The sequence below is a fragment of the uncultured Shewanella sp. genome (genome assembly GCF_947497935.1).
Taxonomy (GTDB): domain Bacteria; phylum Pseudomonadota; class Gammaproteobacteria; order Enterobacterales; family Shewanellaceae; genus Shewanella.
In genome coordinates this window covers 18,839-35,892 of record NZ_CANMIO010000005.1, presented here as the reverse complement: position 1 = coordinate 35,892, position 17,054 = coordinate 18,839, and the positions used below count along the sequence as shown (strand labels likewise).

The 17,054-nt window shown below is 43.5% G+C and carries 15 protein-coding genes; 12 read left to right on the top strand and 3 right to left on the bottom strand.

The annotated features are described in order from the left end of the window. Nucleotides 1–18: 18 nt before the first annotated feature. From asnS to Q1A86_RS07140, 12 genes are all read left to right on the top strand, one after another. Nucleotides 19–1,419, top strand: a complete 1,401-nt coding sequence (asnS, locus tag Q1A86_RS07195; protein WP_299804753.1) for an asparagine--tRNA ligase — start codon at nucleotides 19–21, stop codon at nucleotides 1,417–1,419. 669 nt (nucleotides 1,420–2,088) lie between these two features. Continuing rightward, nucleotides 2,089–3,225 carry a nickel-dependent hydrogenase small subunit gene (gene hyaA / locus Q1A86_RS07190; protein ID WP_299804751.1) on the top strand — a complete coding sequence of 379 codons (1,137 nt, stop codon included), beginning with the start codon at nucleotides 2,089–2,091 and terminating at the stop codon, nucleotides 3,223–3,225. Nucleotides 3,226–3,227: 2 nt separating this feature from the next. Then, nucleotides 3,228–4,931 carry a nickel-dependent hydrogenase large subunit gene (hyaB, locus tag Q1A86_RS07185; protein ID WP_299804749.1) on the top strand — a complete coding sequence of 568 codons (1,704 nt, stop codon included), beginning with the start codon at nucleotides 3,228–3,230 and terminating at the stop codon, nucleotides 4,929–4,931. 14 nt (nucleotides 4,932–4,945) lie between these two features. After that, complete coding sequence (cybH, locus tag Q1A86_RS07180; RefSeq protein WP_299804747.1) at nucleotides 4,946–5,614, top strand: Ni/Fe-hydrogenase, b-type cytochrome subunit; 669 nt, start codon at nucleotides 4,946–4,948, stop codon at nucleotides 5,612–5,614. A 12-nt stretch (nucleotides 5,615–5,626) separates the two neighbouring features. Further along, nucleotides 5,627–6,184, top strand: a complete 558-nt coding sequence (locus Q1A86_RS07175) for a HyaD/HybD family hydrogenase maturation endopeptidase (RefSeq protein ID WP_299804744.1) — start codon at nucleotides 5,627–5,629, stop codon at nucleotides 6,182–6,184. Further along, complete coding sequence (locus Q1A86_RS07170; protein WP_299804742.1) at nucleotides 6,171–7,934, top strand: NiFe hydrogenase; 1,764 nt, start codon at nucleotides 6,171–6,173, stop codon at nucleotides 7,932–7,934. The genes Q1A86_RS07175 and Q1A86_RS07170 overlap by 14 nt, the downstream gene beginning before the upstream one ends. An 18-nt stretch (nucleotides 7,935–7,952) precedes the next feature. Next, entirely contained in the window at nucleotides 7,953–10,361 is a 2,409-nt protein-coding gene (locus Q1A86_RS07165) for a carbamoyltransferase HypF (RefSeq protein ID WP_299804739.1), read from the top strand. Nucleotides 10,362–10,459: 98 nt separating this feature from the next. Continuing rightward, nucleotides 10,460–11,221 (top strand): hydrogenase nickel incorporation protein HypB, encoded by a 762-nt coding sequence (gene hypB / locus Q1A86_RS07160; RefSeq protein WP_299804737.1) that lies wholly within the window; start codon nucleotides 10,460–10,462, stop codon nucleotides 11,219–11,221. Next, complete coding sequence (locus Q1A86_RS07155) at nucleotides 11,221–11,469, top strand: HypC/HybG/HupF family hydrogenase formation chaperone (protein ID WP_299804735.1); 249 nt, start codon at nucleotides 11,221–11,223, stop codon at nucleotides 11,467–11,469. The genes hypB and Q1A86_RS07155 overlap by 1 nt, the downstream gene beginning before the upstream one ends. Next, nucleotides 11,469–12,584: a hydrogenase formation protein HypD gene (gene hypD / locus Q1A86_RS07150; RefSeq protein WP_299804733.1), complete on the top strand. Its 1,116-nt coding sequence runs from the start codon at nucleotides 11,469–11,471 to the stop codon at nucleotides 12,582–12,584. Before Q1A86_RS07155 ends, hypD begins: the two co-directional genes overlap by 1 nt. A 2-nt stretch (nucleotides 12,585–12,586) precedes the next feature. After that, a complete protein-coding gene (hypE, locus tag Q1A86_RS07145) occupies nucleotides 12,587–13,603 on the top strand; it encodes a hydrogenase expression/formation protein HypE (protein WP_299804731.1) in 1,017 nt (338 codons plus the stop codon). Beyond that, on the top strand, nucleotides 13,603–13,950 hold the full coding sequence (locus tag Q1A86_RS07140; protein WP_299804729.1) for a hydrogenase maturation nickel metallochaperone HypA: 348 nt from the start codon (nucleotides 13,603–13,605) through the stop codon (nucleotides 13,948–13,950). The genes hypE and Q1A86_RS07140 overlap by 1 nt, the downstream gene beginning before the upstream one ends. A 75-nt stretch (nucleotides 13,951–14,025) precedes the next feature. On the opposite strand, the gene Q1A86_RS07135 is transcribed toward Q1A86_RS07140, so the two are convergent. The 3 genes from Q1A86_RS07135 to Q1A86_RS07125 are packed head-to-tail and all read right to left on the bottom strand — an operon-like array spanning nucleotide 14,026 to nucleotide 17,048. Continuing rightward, nucleotides 14,026–15,081, bottom strand: coding sequence for a tetratricopeptide repeat protein (locus Q1A86_RS07135; protein ID WP_299804727.1), 1,056 nt, complete (start codon nucleotides 15,079–15,081; stop codon nucleotides 14,026–14,028). Between the two features lie 25 nt (nucleotides 15,082–15,106). Beyond that, nucleotides 15,107–16,069 (bottom strand): type II secretion system F family protein, encoded by a 963-nt coding sequence (locus Q1A86_RS07130; RefSeq protein ID WP_299804725.1) that lies wholly within the window; start codon nucleotides 16,067–16,069, stop codon nucleotides 15,107–15,109. A 1-nt stretch (nucleotide 16,070) separates the two neighbouring features. After that, nucleotides 16,071–17,048 (bottom strand): type II secretion system F family protein, encoded by a 978-nt coding sequence (locus Q1A86_RS07125; protein WP_299804722.1) that lies wholly within the window; start codon nucleotides 17,046–17,048, stop codon nucleotides 16,071–16,073. Between the last annotated feature and the right edge of the window lie 6 nt (nucleotides 17,049–17,054).

The following is a 17,054-nucleotide window of genomic DNA, read 5'->3' as shown; positions in this document are numbered from 1 at the left end:
TTGGAGAACTAAGCAACAATGAGCATTACATCTGTCGCTTCTGTGTTTAAAGGTGACTTTGCGATTGGTTCGCAAATCACGGTACGTGGCTGGGTAAGATCCCGCCGCGATTCTAAGGCTGGAATTTCATTCCTAGCTGTTTATGACGGTTCATGTTTCGATCCTATCCAGGGTGTTGTGCCAAATAATTTAGAAAATTATACCAACGAAGTGTTAAAGCTTACTGCTGGCTGTTCAGTCGTTATGACTGGTGAGGTTGTAGAATCTCCTGGCCAAGGTCAAGCGTTTGAAATGCAAGTGACTAACATCGAGGTTGCTGGTTGGGTTGAAGATCCAGACACTTACCCTATGGCCGCTAAGCGTCACTCAATCGAACACCTACGTGAACTAGCTCACCTTCGTCCTCGTACCAATATTATTGGTGCAGTAGCACGTGTTCGTAACTGTTTATCTCAAGCGATTCATCGCTTTTACAATGAGCAAGGTTACATTTGGGTTTCAACTCCACTTATCACGGCTTCCGACACTGAAGGCGCAGGTGAGATGTTCCGTGTATCGACTTTGGATCTTGAGAACCTACCGCGTACAGATAAAGGCACTGTAGATTACGGTGAAGATTTCTTTGGTAAAGAATCTTTCCTAACAGTATCGGGTCAGCTAAATGCTGAAACTTATGCATGTGCATTGTCGAAGGTTTATACCTTTGGTCCAACGTTCCGTGCAGAGAACTCGAACACTAGCCGTCACTTGGCTGAGTTTTGGATGGTTGAGCCTGAAGTTGCTTTCGCCGATCTAAACGATGCGGCTAAGCTTGCTGAAGATATGCTTAAGTATTGCTTTAAAGCCGTACTTGAAGAACGTCGTGACGATTTAGAGTTTTTCGCACAGCGTGTGGAAAAGACTGCAATTGAACGTTTAGAAAATTTCGTGACTAGTGACTTCGCACAAATCGATTACACTGATGCTATCGAAATCCTTAAAGCTTGCGATAAAGACTTTGAGTTCGACGTTGAATGGGGTATCGACTTACATTCTGAGCATGAACGTTACCTTGCAGAAGAACACTTCAAGGCACCAGTCGTTGTTAAGAACTATCCAAAAGACATTAAAGCCTTCTATATGCGCTTAAATGACGATGGAAAGACTGTTGCTGCTATGGACGTTCTTGCTCCAGGTATTGGTGAAATCATCGGTGGTGCTCAGCGTGAAGAGCGTCTAGATGTACTTGACGCCCGTCTTGCAGAAATGGAACTAAGTAAGGAAGATTACTGGTGGTATCGCGATCTTCGTCGCTATGGCACAGTCCCACACGCTGGTTTCGGATTAGGTTTTGAGCGTTTAGTTTCTTATGTAACTGGTGTTTCAAACATCCGTGACGTGATCCCATTCCCGCGTTCACCAAATTCTGCAAACTTCTAATCGAATAATCACTTAATTAAACGATTAAACGAAAAGCCTCTCGCATTTATGTAAGAGGCTTTTTTATTAAGCATCACCCAATCTGATTTAACTTAGATGATTTTGCCAAAAACACTCAGAGTAGATCACCTTCATATATTGAAAAGTGTAATGCCTTTCACTCAAGTGCAGCTCTTCTCTCACCACAACGATCAAAATACAGCTATAAGCATTCAGCTTTAAATATAATGATTAAAAGCGTAACGACAAAAGTTAAGGTCTAGACGCAGATCTACCCTGCCTATTTTAAATTCAGCTCTAGCAAAGCGGCATAATTCGGCTTTAAACTCAAGTTCAGCCACGTAACCGACAACAAATTTACAACCTTGAAATTAACAAAATGACTACCGCCTCCTTTAAATCAATCATTTATAAGCAACCCCTTAGTTAAGCCTTTGTTAAATATCAACACCTCCAATTTACGTGATCAAGATCACCTTATGAGAAAAACAGGGTCATAATGTCCCGCTTAAACCCCATTTAATGATCTAGCTCAACTGAGTTACAACTGGTCTGTGTAGTATCTTTCAAAGAACTCAAAAGCTTGACTCATATCAATAATACCCAGCTTTTTGAGGCCTAGACTGTTTTCGTTGAACACATTCCTTATAAACAAAAAAAGGTTTAACCATGGAAACACATGAAGCCCTTTACCAACAAGGTGTGGCGCGAATGGAACAACTTCGCAAGCTACAACCTCGTACAGGTGAAACGCTACAGCAAAAAATGGAACAAAATGGTATTTCTCGTCGTGACTTTATGAAATGGAGTGCGGCAGTTACGGCAATGTTAGCCTTACCGCTTCCATTTAGTACCTTAGTCGCAGAAGCCGCTGAACTTGCAGACAGAGTGCCGTTAGTTTGGCTGCACATGGCAGAATGTACTGGCTGTAGCGAATCTCTTATCCGTACCGATACGCCTAATCTAGATACCCTCATCTTTAATCATGTCTCTCTTGAGTACCATGAAACCTTAATGGCCGCAGCTGGATGGCAAGCAGAAGAAAACCTCGAACATGCATTATCTGCATACAAGGGTAACTATTTACTGGCTGTTGAGGGCGCTGTCCCTACTGCAAACAATGGCGCTTATTTAACGGTGGGCTGTAAAGGGCACACTGGGCTTCATATCGTTAAAGAAGCTGCCGAAGGCGCCGCTGCGATTATTTCTGTCGGTACCTGCGCAGCCTTTGGTGGTATTCAAGCAGCAGCACCTAACCCTACTGGGGCAAAAGGTGTTTACGAAGTTGTTGATAGGACGGTTATAAATTTAGGTGGTTGCCCACCAAGTGAAAAGAACATTGTCGGCACGCTGATGTATTTCATTATGTTTGGCAAGTTACCAGCTCTTGATATGTTTAACAGACCTAAGTGGGCATATGGCGCGCGCGTTCATGATAACTGTGAACGTCGTGGTCGCTTCGATGCAGGCGAGTTTGTTGAAGAGTTCGGCGATCAAGGCGCAAAGGATGGATACTGCCTTTATAAGGTAGGTTGTAAAGGTCCTTATACCTATAACAACTGTCCAACCGAAAGATTCAACCACCATACCAGTTGGCCAGTGCTTGCTGGTCATGGCTGTATTGGCTGCTCAGAACCAAACTTCTGGGACGATATGGCTGATTTTGAAAAACCTTTAGGAAGGCAATTACTGCATGGTCTAGATGCGACAAGCGACACTGTTGGCGCGGTCATTCTAGGTGCAACTGCAGTCGGAATTGGCGCCCATGCTGTCGCCAGTATTTTTGCCAAATCTGAAGAGGAATAATCATGAGCAAACGTGTAGTCATAGATCCAATCACTCGTATTGAAGGACATCTACGAGTTGAAGTCGAAGTCGACGAAAATAATGTTATTAAGAAAGCCTGGTCATCATCAACTTTATGGCGTGGTATTGAAGTTATTCTTAAGGGCCGTACACCGATGGACGTTGGCTTAATCGTTCAACGTATTTGTGGTGTGTGTACCTATTCACACTATCGCTGTGGCACCGAAGCAGTAGAAAATGCATTAGGGGTCAAGATCCCGCTTAATGCCAAATACCTTCGAAGCTTGATGCAAACATCGCTCTACATGCATGACCATATTGTGCACTTCTATCACCTACATGGTTTAGATTGGGTTGATGTTGTATCAGCTTTGAGCGCCGATCCTGCGCTAGCCGCTCAGGAAGCGTTAAATTATACCGAGAATCCTATTGCTGCTGGTGAAGGCGATCTGCGAGCAGTACAAGAGCGCGTAGCGGGTCTTGTCGCGACGGGTAAATTAGGGCCATTCGCTAACGCATACTGGGGCAATGGCACCTATAAGTTCACTCCTGAGCAAAACCTAATCGCTTTATCACATTACTTAAAAGCACTAGAAGTTCAGCGTATCGCTGCAGAAATGCTTGCGATCTTCGGTGGTAAGTCGCCTCACCCTCAATCAATCGTTGTCGGTGGCGTCACTTCAGTTCGCGACATGCTAAGCCCTGCTCGTTTGCAAGAGTGGAAGCAAAAGCATCAAATCGTTCAAGACTTTATTATCCGCGCTTATAAGGCTGACATCGTGATGGCTGCAGCGGCATTTGGCGCTGAGCCGAGTGTACTCGGTGGTGTAAACGTTAAGAACTTCCTTGCAACTGAAGACTTCCTGTTAAGTGATGGTCAGTACATGTTTAACCAAGGCGTTATCATGAACGGCGATCTTGGCAACGTGAGTGACTTAGATCCAGACATGATTGCAGAAGATGCGACTCACGCTTGGTATAAAGCTGACGGTCCACAGCATCCATATGATGGTACGACTGTACCGGATTACACAGGTTTTGTAGAAAGAGATACGGTCTACGGTAAGTTACCGACTGTCGATGGTGATGGCAAATACACTTGGGTTAAGTCGCCACGTTACAACGGTGAACCTGTCGAAGTAGGCCCTCTGGCCAGCTTACTTGTGAGCTATGCACGTGGTAACCAAGTGGTAGTCGATTCTGTAAATGGTTTACTGGAAGCAACTGGCCTCCCCGTTGAAGCACTATTCACCACATTAGGTCGTACCGCTGCACGTATGTTGCAAACTGTTATCGTAGCCGAAGAAGGTCTTAAGACTTTCGACGCCATGCTAACCAACATGCAATCGGACGAAGCAACTTACGTGAAGCCCGAGATAGATTCTAGTAAAGAGTATATCGGCCACGCCATGATTGAGGCACCGCGAGGCATGCTTAGTCACTGGATCCGCATCAAAGGCGGCCTCGTTGAGAACTATCAAGCAGTCGTACCGACAACCTGGAATGCAGGACCTGTGGATGCACAGGGCAAAATGGGACCTTATGAAGCCTCTCTTATTGGCTTAAAGCTTGAAGATCCTACTAAGCCTTTAGAAGTTATCCGAATTATTCACTCTTTTGACCCTTGTATGGCGTGTGCAGTACACGTGATGGATTACAAAGGACAAAACTTAGGTGAATTTAAAATTGATCCCAACGGATTTTAATCAAGGGGGATAGCATGGCAACTCAATCTGCGCCCTACCAAAGGGAACTGATCTTTGGTGCTGCAATAAGGATATTTCACTGGCTAAGAGCCTTAGCCATACTTGTATTGATCATTACAGGGTTTTACATCTCGTGGCCATTTTTGGTGGCACCTGATAACTCAGATGTTCTAGTACAAGGCTATATTCGCGCGGCTCATCAGATCTTCGGGTTTGTGTTAGTCGCAATAACCATAGTCCGCGCTTACCTGTTCTTTTTCGGTAAGAGTGATATCGAGCGACGTTCATTTAAAGATGTGATGAGCGTTAAGAGTTGGATCACTCAGCTTAAGTCCTATCTTTGGATGGGACATTTAGACAAAGCTGGCGTCTATGGTCCATTACAGTTCGTGACTTACTTAGCAATCTCTGTGGTTGCGTTATTAATCTGCATTACAGGACTAGTCTTGTATGCCAATGTATATCACGAAGGTCTTGGTGGCTTACTTGCGCCAATGGCTAACTGGATCACTGCGTTGATGGGTGGATTAGCACCAGTACGGATCTGGCATCACTACTTGACCTGGGTATTTATCATCTTTGTGGTAATACACGTATATATGGCGGTTTGGTCAGGTATTCGCTTTAAGCATAACTCAGTGGACTCTATCGTCTCTGGTTATGATTACCATAAGAAAAAATAGAAAAAGGAAAACATGAAGATATTGCTACTTGGTATTGGCAATGTCCTGTACGCCGATGAGGGCATCGGCGTACATTTCGTCAATTACATCCAAGAAAACTACTGCTTCCACCATCAAATAGATCAGCTTGATATGCTTGATGGTGGAACACTAGCCCAAGGTCTTATTCCCACACTTTGCCAATACGACTACCTTATCGTTATTGACACAGTAAATGCTAATGGTGTCGCTCCAGGTGAAGTGTATTTCTTTGACTTCGACAAGGCCCCTGCCGAAATAGATTGGCAAGGTAGTGCCCATGAAGTAGAGATGCTACAAACCTTGATTATGATGGAGATGGTCGGTGATAGACCAAAAACCTTCGTTTTAGGTGTTACTCCTACAGTCCTTGAACCTATGACTCTCGGGTTAACCGAGCAGATCCAAGCAGCTGTACCTTTGATGGAAAAAACGCTACTGAGTCACATGGACTCCTTAGGTTTTACTCACCAACGTATTGCAAACATTGATATTAACAGTCTCATTCCCGACTCTTATAAACGGGGCTTATCTTTAGATGAAGAATATTAGATTTGAGTTTAATTGTACCCGCGAAGTCCCTTTTTACGCGCATCTTTGCAATCAATATCTGCAAAATGAACAATATGATGTAACGATTGGAAAAACCGATAACCTTTACTATATCGAAGCTAAAGGTGAACAAACTCAATTAGAAGCACTCGCAGACGCGATTGCTAATGACTTCTTGATATCAACCTGGCTTGTAAAGCCACAGATAACCGCTATTGACACACCTCTTGGTACAAAAAAACTTCTGAAAACAACAGAGCTTGACCTTGAATATTGTCAGCATTGCCAACCTCAACTTGGTGATAACCAAGCAGCGCATTTTGGAGACATAGGATTTAACTGCCCTTGTTGCATGGCTCACACCCGGATCTCTCTTGACGAACAGGCGGTCTCCTTAGCCGATGCCAAGGCGCTAGTTAAAAAGCTCGATAAATTAGGTACAATAGAACTGCTGCAAGGTAGCAATAGTGCCGGCGCCATTATCAGCTTCAAACCCATAGAGAATCAATCTCCTGAAGCGCGTCAGCAATTGGTGATCTGTAATCCAAATAATTTACACGCTCACTTCAGTGTCAACGACAGCCAAATATTGGCACTTTCGAGTATTGAAAAACCTTTTATTAAAGCGCGACCAATCAGTAGTCATACTCGACTCAAGCAGCCCATCTACGAGATCTGTTTCGCTAAGTCACGATTATTACTAGTTATCTGTGAGATTTTGCGTCAACAAGGTATTGATTACGTTTATATTGCTAATAGTCAAAACCCTAAGGTTACTATGATTGATGCTAAATGGTCATTGATTGAAACCCCGCCATCCGCGCAGAAACTCATTATCAATGCGATTCGTCAACCATTACATGATGATGCTCAAGCAGGAAATTACCAAGCACTGTGGGCTGCAAAAAATATTGAGATCACTACCGATGAGCACGGTATCAATCAAGGCCATGCAGTCATGCCCATCAATAACGCCGCGAGTTGTGCACTTCACGCTGCAACTATTGGAGATAATAAACCGAAGCACATAGCCACCTTGTACTTCAGTAATACAAGTAAGACCCAGATAGTCACTTTAGATGGCAAACAGCAACTCGAGCTATTCTTTGAATTTCCAACTTTGCCCGATAATGGCTACGACATAGTGCACCATTTAGAACTCTCACCACAAAAAGCACTTTTAGATAAATTTAAAGCACGTTATCCCGATGATTACTTGAAGCTTCTCTCTTTAAAGCTTAAACAGCCTACCGATAATATTGAGACTTTGTGGGCCATAGCAGCAATATTTCTTGGCGCCACAAACCAGACACACCAAGCTAGTCCATCGAGCAAAATGGAACTTTGTGATTTCGTGGTCGCCCGCGCCATGTGTCACAAAGGCGCCAATGCGCCACGAGTCGACTTCCCGTTAACTCGAGGCGAGGCGTTTAGAAGCCTTAACTGGTGCAAGACCTTGGGCAGTATTATCAGCTTTAGACTCGCTGAAGAGGAAAACATCGACAAACTCGCTTTTGGTATGCATGACTCTTTTGCTGATTATATCTGTAATTGGATCGAGCATCTGGATCAAAATATCAGCATTAAGACAGTGGTTATCGCAGGTAATAGTTTTGCTAATGAGGTGCTAGCGCAAAGAGTCGCCCTTCGTCTTGGGAAAAACTTTAGCCTCAACACTAATCCGCAGATGGATCTTGATGGACTTAATATCGCTGCCGGTGCTTTGTATCTTAAGCAACGTAGACACTAAGTAGCTGTGACGGTATCCATGACCAAAAATCTAATAAAAAGTCGTTTATGTGTAAAGATCACCGGCATCGTTCAAGGTGTCGGTTTTCGCCCCTATGTGTACCGTTTAGCTCATGAGCTAAACCTAACGGGTAACGTACTTAATAATAGTAAAGGAGTCACCATTGAGATTCAGGGGCATACAGTTGACCTCGCTAAGTTTGAAAATGCCCTTAGAGATCAGCCGCCTCCCCTCGCTCGTATTGATAGCGTTAATGTCACTTCGGTGCAGGTAATTGACGACTGTAATGTATTTGGCATTATACATAGCGAAAATGAGAGCCAAGCCGTTGTTGCGGTATCATCCGACAAATGTACCTGTAGCGACTGCTTTGGTGAAATAAACGATCCAAAAAACCGCCACTTTAGATACCCGTTCACCAATTGTACCAATTGTGGCCCAAGGTATTCGCTGATCAATGCTCTCCCTTACGATAGACCCAATACAGCAATGGCTCATTTTTCCATGTGCCCCGACTGTGAACGTGCGTATTTAGACCCAATGGATAGGCGATATCACGCCCAACCTGTGAGCTGCCCTAAATGTGGTCCTCAATTAAGTTTCAAACAAGCCAACTTAAGTTTGCTCAGCAGTAAAGAACGTGCACTTGAAGATGCAATTCATGCACTCATAGAGGGCAAGATCCTCGCCATTAAAGGAATTGGTGGTTTTCATTTAGTCTGTGATGCCACTAACGATTCGAGTGTCGAACGCTTAAGACAACGAAAGAACCGCCCTGCAAAGCCTTTTGCTGTGATGGTCGAAAGTGTCGAAGATGCGGCGAAATTAGTCACTGGCAGCCAAGCCGAGTGGTTAACTTTAAGTAGTGCTGAGCGCCCTATTACACTCATGCGTAAAGTGACGACACAGGATACTAAAACAAAATCTGATCCCAATTCTGATTTAAATATTAATACTCTGCACGAATCCGTTGTCCAAACAAGCACAACATTAGAGCTGAGTGACTTAGTTGCTCCAGAGATAGACAGGCTCGGTATATTTCTGCCCTATACGCCTTTGCATCAACTGTTGCTCGGCGGCGTTAAGCGACCTTTAGTCATGACTAGTGCAAACTTGGCTGGCGAGCCCATCATTACAGATAGCCTAGCCATCAATAATAAACTGGCTCATGTCATCGACAATATTCTCGATCACGACCGACCTATTATAAATGGCTGCGATGACAGCGTTGTTCAGCTGATCAACGATAAATTGCAGGTTCTACGCTTAGCCAGAGGTTACGCACCACTTTCTTTATATAGTGAAGTCCCGCTAACGGAAAGCATTCTTGCACTCGGCGCCCAGCAGAAAAACAGCGTTTGCTTTGGCTTTGAACATAACCTATTTCTCAGTCCGCATATTGGAGATCTAGTTTCAATTGAAGCTGAAGAATTTTTTCATCACACACTAAATACATTCTCAAGATTATATGGGTTTACTGCCAGCCGACTGGTGCATGATTGTCACCCAGATTACCCGACTAGTCGCTGGGCTTTATCGCAAGCCGTGACTAATACAAACTCGGTTCAACATCACTACGCTCATGTATTAAGTGTCATGGCCGTGAATAAGGTGATAACTCCCGTGCTTGGCTTTAGCTTCGATGGCACAGGTTTAGGTGATGATTATACACTGTGGGGGGGAGAAGCACTTTACTGCGATGTTAACCAATATCAGCGTTTAGCTCACCTTAAACCCTTTGCACTTCTTGGCGGTGAACAAGCGATCAAGCAACCCGTTAGACTCTTGATCGCCATCTTGCTTGAAATATATTCACCACATGAAATTGAAGCACTTAACCTCCCAGCGATTAATGCACTTTCACCTATGATGTTTAACAACCTTGTTAAACTTTGGCAGGCAGGCAACGGTATCATTACCTCCTCAGTCGGCAGACTGTTTGACGCCGTGGCTGTAGCACTAGGGCTGGTCAATGAAACGCTTTATGAAGGTCAAGCAGGGATCTTGATTGAAACTGCAGCTAATAGTCTTAAAACACAGTTTAAGGTGAATAATATTGATGACGACAACACCATCCATTTTCACATAGAACTAATAGATTCACAGTGGGACGCCTCTGAGCTATTACGCCAGATTATAGAGAGGGTAACAGAAGCCCCACTTAGCCAATATCGTACAGCCCTGATCGCAAAAGCATTTATGGATGCGCTGAGTAATATGCTATGTGAATATGCAAAAGACTACCTCAATACGCCCATCGTACTTTGCGGGGGAGTATTTCAAAATCGATATCTACTCGAGCGAAGTCAAAAGCAATTAATAGCTCAAGGTAACCAACTGCTTTCAAGTGACAAAGTACCAATCAATGATGCTGGTATTGCCCTAGGTCAACTTTGGCATGCAATGCATAACAATTATCATGCGTGACACCCGTCACAACGGAATAGACAAAAATCTGATTTGCATCAAGGTCGCAGCGTTCGACCTGCGTGACAATTAATTATAACCAAATAACGGAGTTACCTATGTGCCAAGATTGTGGTTGTTCGATCACTCGTCATGATCATCTTTTAAGTTCGGGCCATTCGCATTCTAAAACTGACGATAATATCGCAACGAACCCTCAGCTCAACGATAAAAAGACCCTATCTGTCATTCATAAAATTTTAGATAAAAACGATATCGAAGCGCAGCATAACCGAGCACATTTCGAAGCTAAAGGGATCACGGCCTTTAACTTAATGAGTAGTCCAGGTAGTGGTAAAACAACACTGCTAGAATATCTTCATGAATACACTGACCTTAAGTATGCCGTTATTGAGGGCGATCTTGAAACCTCCAGAGACGCAGACAGACTCAAGGCCAAAGGCATAGATGCCTATCAGATCCAAACGGGAGCAGCTTGTCATCTCGATGCATTTATGGTGCACAGCGCCTTGCATCATATCGACTTAGACCCTCTAGATATATGCTTTGTTGAAAACGTCGGCAACTTAGTCTGCCCCGCCAGTTACGATGTCGGTACTCATAAAAATATCGTTCTCTTATCTGTGCCAGAAGGTGATGACAAAATTGAGAAGTACCCCGTCATGTTCCGACGTGCTGATTTAGTGCTCATCACCAAATCTGATCTTATGCCCTACTTTGACTTTAGTATGGAGGAGTCACGTGCCCAGCTCAAAAAACTGAACCCAAATGTTGAGTTAATGGAGATATCGGTCAAAGAGCCACAATCCCTCCTTCAAGTCGCACAGTGGCTTGCAAGACATAAGGGAGTAACTGCCTAATGTGCCTTTCAATTCCCTCTAAAGTTGTCACTGTTCATCAAGACGAACAAGCAGTTACTGTCGATACTATGGGCGTTAAACGTAAAGTCAGTAGCCACCTTATCACTGAGCCTCTAGAGATTGGCGACTATGTACTTATCCATATCGGTTTTGTCATGAACAAGATAGACAAAGCCGATGCAATGGAGAGTCTAGCGCTATACAGAGAGATAGTTGAAAAACTCGAACAAGAACAGAAGGATTCTTAATGATAGCCTTAACTGAGCTCTATAAGGGATTCAGGGATCCCGAAGTCATTCGTTCTTTAGCTAAAGAGATCGCCACTCACGCAAAGTTAATAGACGGTACGATTAATATAATGGAAGTCTGCGGCGGTCATACACACACCATAATGAAGTATGGTTTAAACCAGCTTTTGCCAGACAATATCGATTTTATCCATGGGCCGGGCTGTCCAGTTTGTATCATGCCAAAAGAGCGAATTGATCATGCTGCCGCACTAGCGAGCTTGCCAGATACCATTTTAGTTACCCTTGGAGACATGATCCGTGTACCAGGTTCGAACGGTAGCTTGGCACAACACCGCGCAAATGGCTGTGATATCAGACCAATTTATGATCCTCTCGATACCTTGCAGATTGCCATCGACAATCCCGATAAAACAGTCATTTTCTTCGCGATTGGTTTCGAAACGTCGACACCTATGACTGCGGTACTGATCGAGCAAGCCGAAAAGCGTGCCATAAACAATCTAGTTTTCCACATTAACCACGTCCTTGTTCCACCAGCTATTGATGCGGTAATGGCCGATCCTAACGTCAAAGTGAATGCCTTTATCGGTCCGGCCCATGTCAGCGTAATTAGTGGTGCGAAAGTATACCGACCTGCAGTAACCAACTATAACACTCCAGTGGTTGTCTCAGGCTTTGAGCCTGTCGATGTCATGGAGTCCATTTTGATGATTGTAAAGCAAAAAGTGGCATCAAAGGCGGAGTTAGAAAATCAGTATAGCCGCTCGGTCTCTGAAGATGGCAACCTCGCAGCCCAAGAGATGGTAAATCGCTACTTTAAAGTGAGAGAACATTTCCGTTGGCGTGGTTTGGGGCCAATCCCCTCTTCAGCACTAATGTTAAGAGATGAATATCGCGATAGAGACGCTGAACGCGTTTTTGCTGAGCACCTTCCAACCAATGAAATTGATGACCATAAAGCCTGCCAGTGCGGTGATATTCTTCGTGGTTTATGCAAACCCAAAGACTGTAAGGTATTTGGACGCGGCTGCACGCCAGAAACACCATTAGGTAGTTGTATGGTAAGCTCTGAGGGCGCTTGCAACGCTTACTATCGTTATAACGGAGTATAAGTATGAGCCTGAATAACTCACGAAAAATAGTACAACTTAGTCACGGCGGCGGTGGTAAGGAGATGAACCACTTAATTAAAGATCTCTTCTTTAAAGCCTTCGATAATCCTATTTTACGTAGCGAAGAAGATGCAGCGGTTTTACATTTCGACGGTAACCTTGCCTTTACGACAGATTCCTTTACTGTCTCACCTCTTTTTTTCGCTGGTGGAGATATTGGAAAACTTTCCATTGCAGGAACCGTTAACGACTTAGCGATGATGGGGGCTGAACCACAATATCTTAGCTGTAGCTTCATTATCGAAGAAGGTTTTGAAATTGCTCACTTAAAGACCATAGTCGAGAGCATGGCCAGTGAATTAAAACAATCTGGAGCACGTATTGTTTGCGGAGATACTAAGGTCGTTCCTCGTGGTTGTGCCGACGGGATCTTCATTAATACTTCTGGAGTCGGCCGTATCCTGCGAAATGGAATATCGGTAAAAAACCTAACTAGCGATGATGTCATTATTGTATCACGTGATGTTGGGCGTCACGGAGCGGCGATCTTAATGGCGAGAGAGGGATTAACACTCGAGTCAGAGCTAACCAGTGATTGCGCGACATTATGGCCAATAGTCGAACAACTGATAGCTGCCAATATCGAAGTTCATGCAATGCGAGATGCGACCCGCGGTGGCTTATCAGCGGTACTAAATGAATGGGCCAGTGCATCCGATGTCGAGATCAATGTAAACGAAGATACGATTCCAGTCTGCGATGAAGTGAGAGGACTTTGCGAGTTATTCGGCTTTGAGCCACTCGATCTCGCCAATGAAGGCACCTTTATTCTTGCAGTACCAAAAGCGAGTGCCGATGCGACATTAGAAATAATGAAACGCTTCTGTCATTGCGAACAAGCAGCCGTAATTGGTGAGGTAAACGAAAACCGAAAAGGAAAGGTTGTACTCAATACGCCTTGGGGCAGCTCTCGTTATCTAGACTTACCGCAAGGTGAGCTGTTACCGAGGATTTGCTAGTGCACGAGTATTCAATTGTTACCGCGCTAATTAAAGAGTGTGAACGCCATGCAGAGGCCAATAACGCAAATGAAATTAGCCGAGTTGAAATCAAACTTGGAATTCTAAGCGGAGTAGAGCCAGAACTTCTTAGGACTGCATTCGAGACTTTTAAATTAGAGGGGATCTGTAGTAAAGCCGAACTCGTAATGAATATCCAACCCTTGGTCCTTTCATGTTTAACTTGTGGTGAAACTACCGAGCATTCCGACCGAAGTGTGATCTGCGGCCATTGCCAAAGCAGTCAGACTAAAGTCCTCGATGGAGAGGATATGTTACTCATGCAGCTAGAGCTAGTTCAGCCATAGTCGGCTCAAAAAGATAAGCCTTACTCTTATCGGTAAGGCTTATTAATATCTCAACTCATTAATTAAGCTTATCACTCAAAAGCCTGCATGCTGAAACTCATCAGATATCTCCGCATTAGCTCTTCTTAAGTTTTTCTGAGCTTGTTCAAAGTAACTAGGAGACATGTCAATTGCACGCTCAAATAACGCTATCGCTTTTTCATATTTCCCCTCAAGCATCAAAAAGTATCCTAGATCATTTAACGCATCAGCTGGCGACATAGTCTGTTCAAAGGCGGAAAGCGCCCGCTTATAAAAGCCTTTACGAACATAGACAAGGCCTAAATTTGTCCAGGCTCTGTCAAAGCGAGAGTCTTCTCTAAGAGCCTGCCTTAAATATTTCTCCGCCATGGTTAGCTCACCCGTTAAATAATAAGAGTAACCAAGATTAGTAATCAATACCGCGGAGTGAGGCTGCAGTTCAAGAATCAATCTAAAATATTCTCTAGCCCGTTGATGGTTGTTTTCTACATCTTCCAAAATCGCAATGGCGTTATACACTCTTGCCGGCGACTCTCTATTCGGTACTATGAATCGCCCCATTATTTGTTGCATTTCAAGTTCAGCTAACCTTAATTGATCCAGCTCAATCGCCTTTTCTAAGTGTAAACGTGCGTCTCTATACTGGCGTTTATCCATGCTGATAACCCCAAGATCTGCATGAACCATCATAAAATCGGGATCAATTGCGAGTGCCTCATTATAGGCTTTAAAAGCAATATCAGGATTGCCTCTCATGGTATGAATGCGGCCTATTTGATAGAAAGTTTCTGCATTTTTAGCGTTAAAATCTAGTGCTTGTATATAGGCATACAAGGCTTTTTCAAGATTACCAGACTGCTCTTCGTTATGTGCTTTCTGTAACGCTTCTTCCTCAGTCGCTGGTGCCGAAAAATCTGCACTAATTGACGATAAGGCCCCAACATCGAGTAAATCTTGTCGCTCAGGGGCTTTAACTGGTGCCAATGTCTCTTCTGGTGTAGAACTGCAAGCAGAAAGTACTGACAACAGACTACACATCATCCATGCTCTTACTAATACTATTAAGGATGCTTTAAGGCCCACATTACTCAGTATCCACTTATTTGCCATAATCGTCCCCTATTATAATTTTTGACTAAAATGCCTGCCCCCATACTTTCATCACTTTTAGTACAGCAGGTCCAACTGCAACGATAAAAAACGATGGCCAAATACAGCACATCATCGGAAATATCATCTTGACGGCAAGTTTAGCCGCTTGCTCTTCAGCAGCTTGAAGTCTTTTATTGCGGTATTCATCGGAAAAAACACGCAATGTTTCAGCAATCCCGGTACCTAAGCGCATACTTTGCGAAATTGCCGAATTAAGCCCCTTAATATCTTCTAATCCAGTTCTTTCAGTAAACTCCTGTAGGGCGACTTTAATGGTAAGTCCAGCTCTAACCTTACTGCAGACCAACTCTAATTCACTGGCTAGATTTGGGTGACTAAATGCCAACTCCCTAGCAACCCTCTGCATGGCGGCCATTAATCCCAAACCCGCTTCACAACAAACAACTAGTAAATCTAATGCATCGGGAAATCCAACTCTAAGCCGACGCATTCGACGATTAGCAAGTGATTGCAAAATCATTGAGGGAGCAATAAACGCACCACCAATAAAAAGGCAAAAGATATAAAAAGTCCAAAAACCCGAGATATTCGGGAACAGATTTAAGATAAGTAAAGAGATTACGAAACCGAACAAAATGAGCAATAAGCGAGAAGCATTAAAAACGGCTAAAGCATTTTCGGAATGAAATCCAGCATGTATAAGCAACCTTCTTGTTTCATGATTAGAAAAATTCAGAAATGGTTTCTTAGCCATCTCGCCGATACCATGTTCGAGCGTACCAGTAACATCGTGACTAGTTTTAGTAACCTGCCCTCCATTAAGGGTTTTTAATCTTGCTCTGATAGGTGAATAAATACCACTTAACAGATAAGAAATCGAAATGGCTAAAGTGACCCCAGCAATAGCAGAAACCGAATATATAGCCCATTCAACATGCTGAGGATCATCGAAGAACTGACCGAATAAACCAATTAGGAAGTCCATATTACATATCTATCCTTATTAACTTACTAATCCACATACCACCGACAAACATACCGATGGCGCCCCAGATGAGCAATTGATGCCCCTCCTCGGTACCAGTGAGTTCACCAACGTATCCAGGCGTTTGGATATAGATAACGGCAAATAATACAAATGGTAGTAGAATAAGGATCCAAGCAGAAAGTCTGCCCTCAGCAGAAAGAGTTCTCACTCTTCGTCTGAACGTAAAGCGTAAACGAATGACCCTAGCCAAGTTATTAATATTTTCCGCTAAATTACCACCAGTCTCTTTTTGCACCATAACGGCACTGGCGAATGCCATAGCTGATACACTCGGAACGCGCTCGATGAATCCCAAGAGTGCTCTTTTGGTATCTTTACTGTAATTGATATTGGCGAACATAAGGCTAAATTCCTTAGCCAATGGACCTTCCATCTCTTCAGTCACTAACTTAATTGCATCTGAGAACGAATAACCGGCTTGCAATGCCCGTCTTAATACATCTAAAGCGTCAGGAAAGCTTTCTTCTATCTTATCCATGCGCTTAGAAGTATCCCTATTTAACTTAAAATTAAATAAAAATAACATCACGAAAAACAAAAACGCGGCCGCAACCTGCTCCCCTAAATAAATCCACCCCACTACAGCGACTATCGATGCTGATAAGAGAGCAAACATAATATATTGATGACCCATGAGTTTATAATCAGCTAGTTCAAGACGATAACTTAAATTTTCTATAAACTGAAAACGCTCCAACCATCGTCCAATTCGGCCTAGCTTTCCTAAGCGACTCTTGCGAAGTAATGACGTCTCGTAAGTTATATCTCCAGACTCTTCTGAAAGCTTCTTAAGGCGTTTACGTACCAACGCACTATTTGCCCTTTGTGGACTATAAACAGGTAAAAATAGAGCCTGAGATAAGAAAAGTACGGCGATAAAAACGAGTCCGAGGAAAATAACTTGATTAGAAAACATATATTA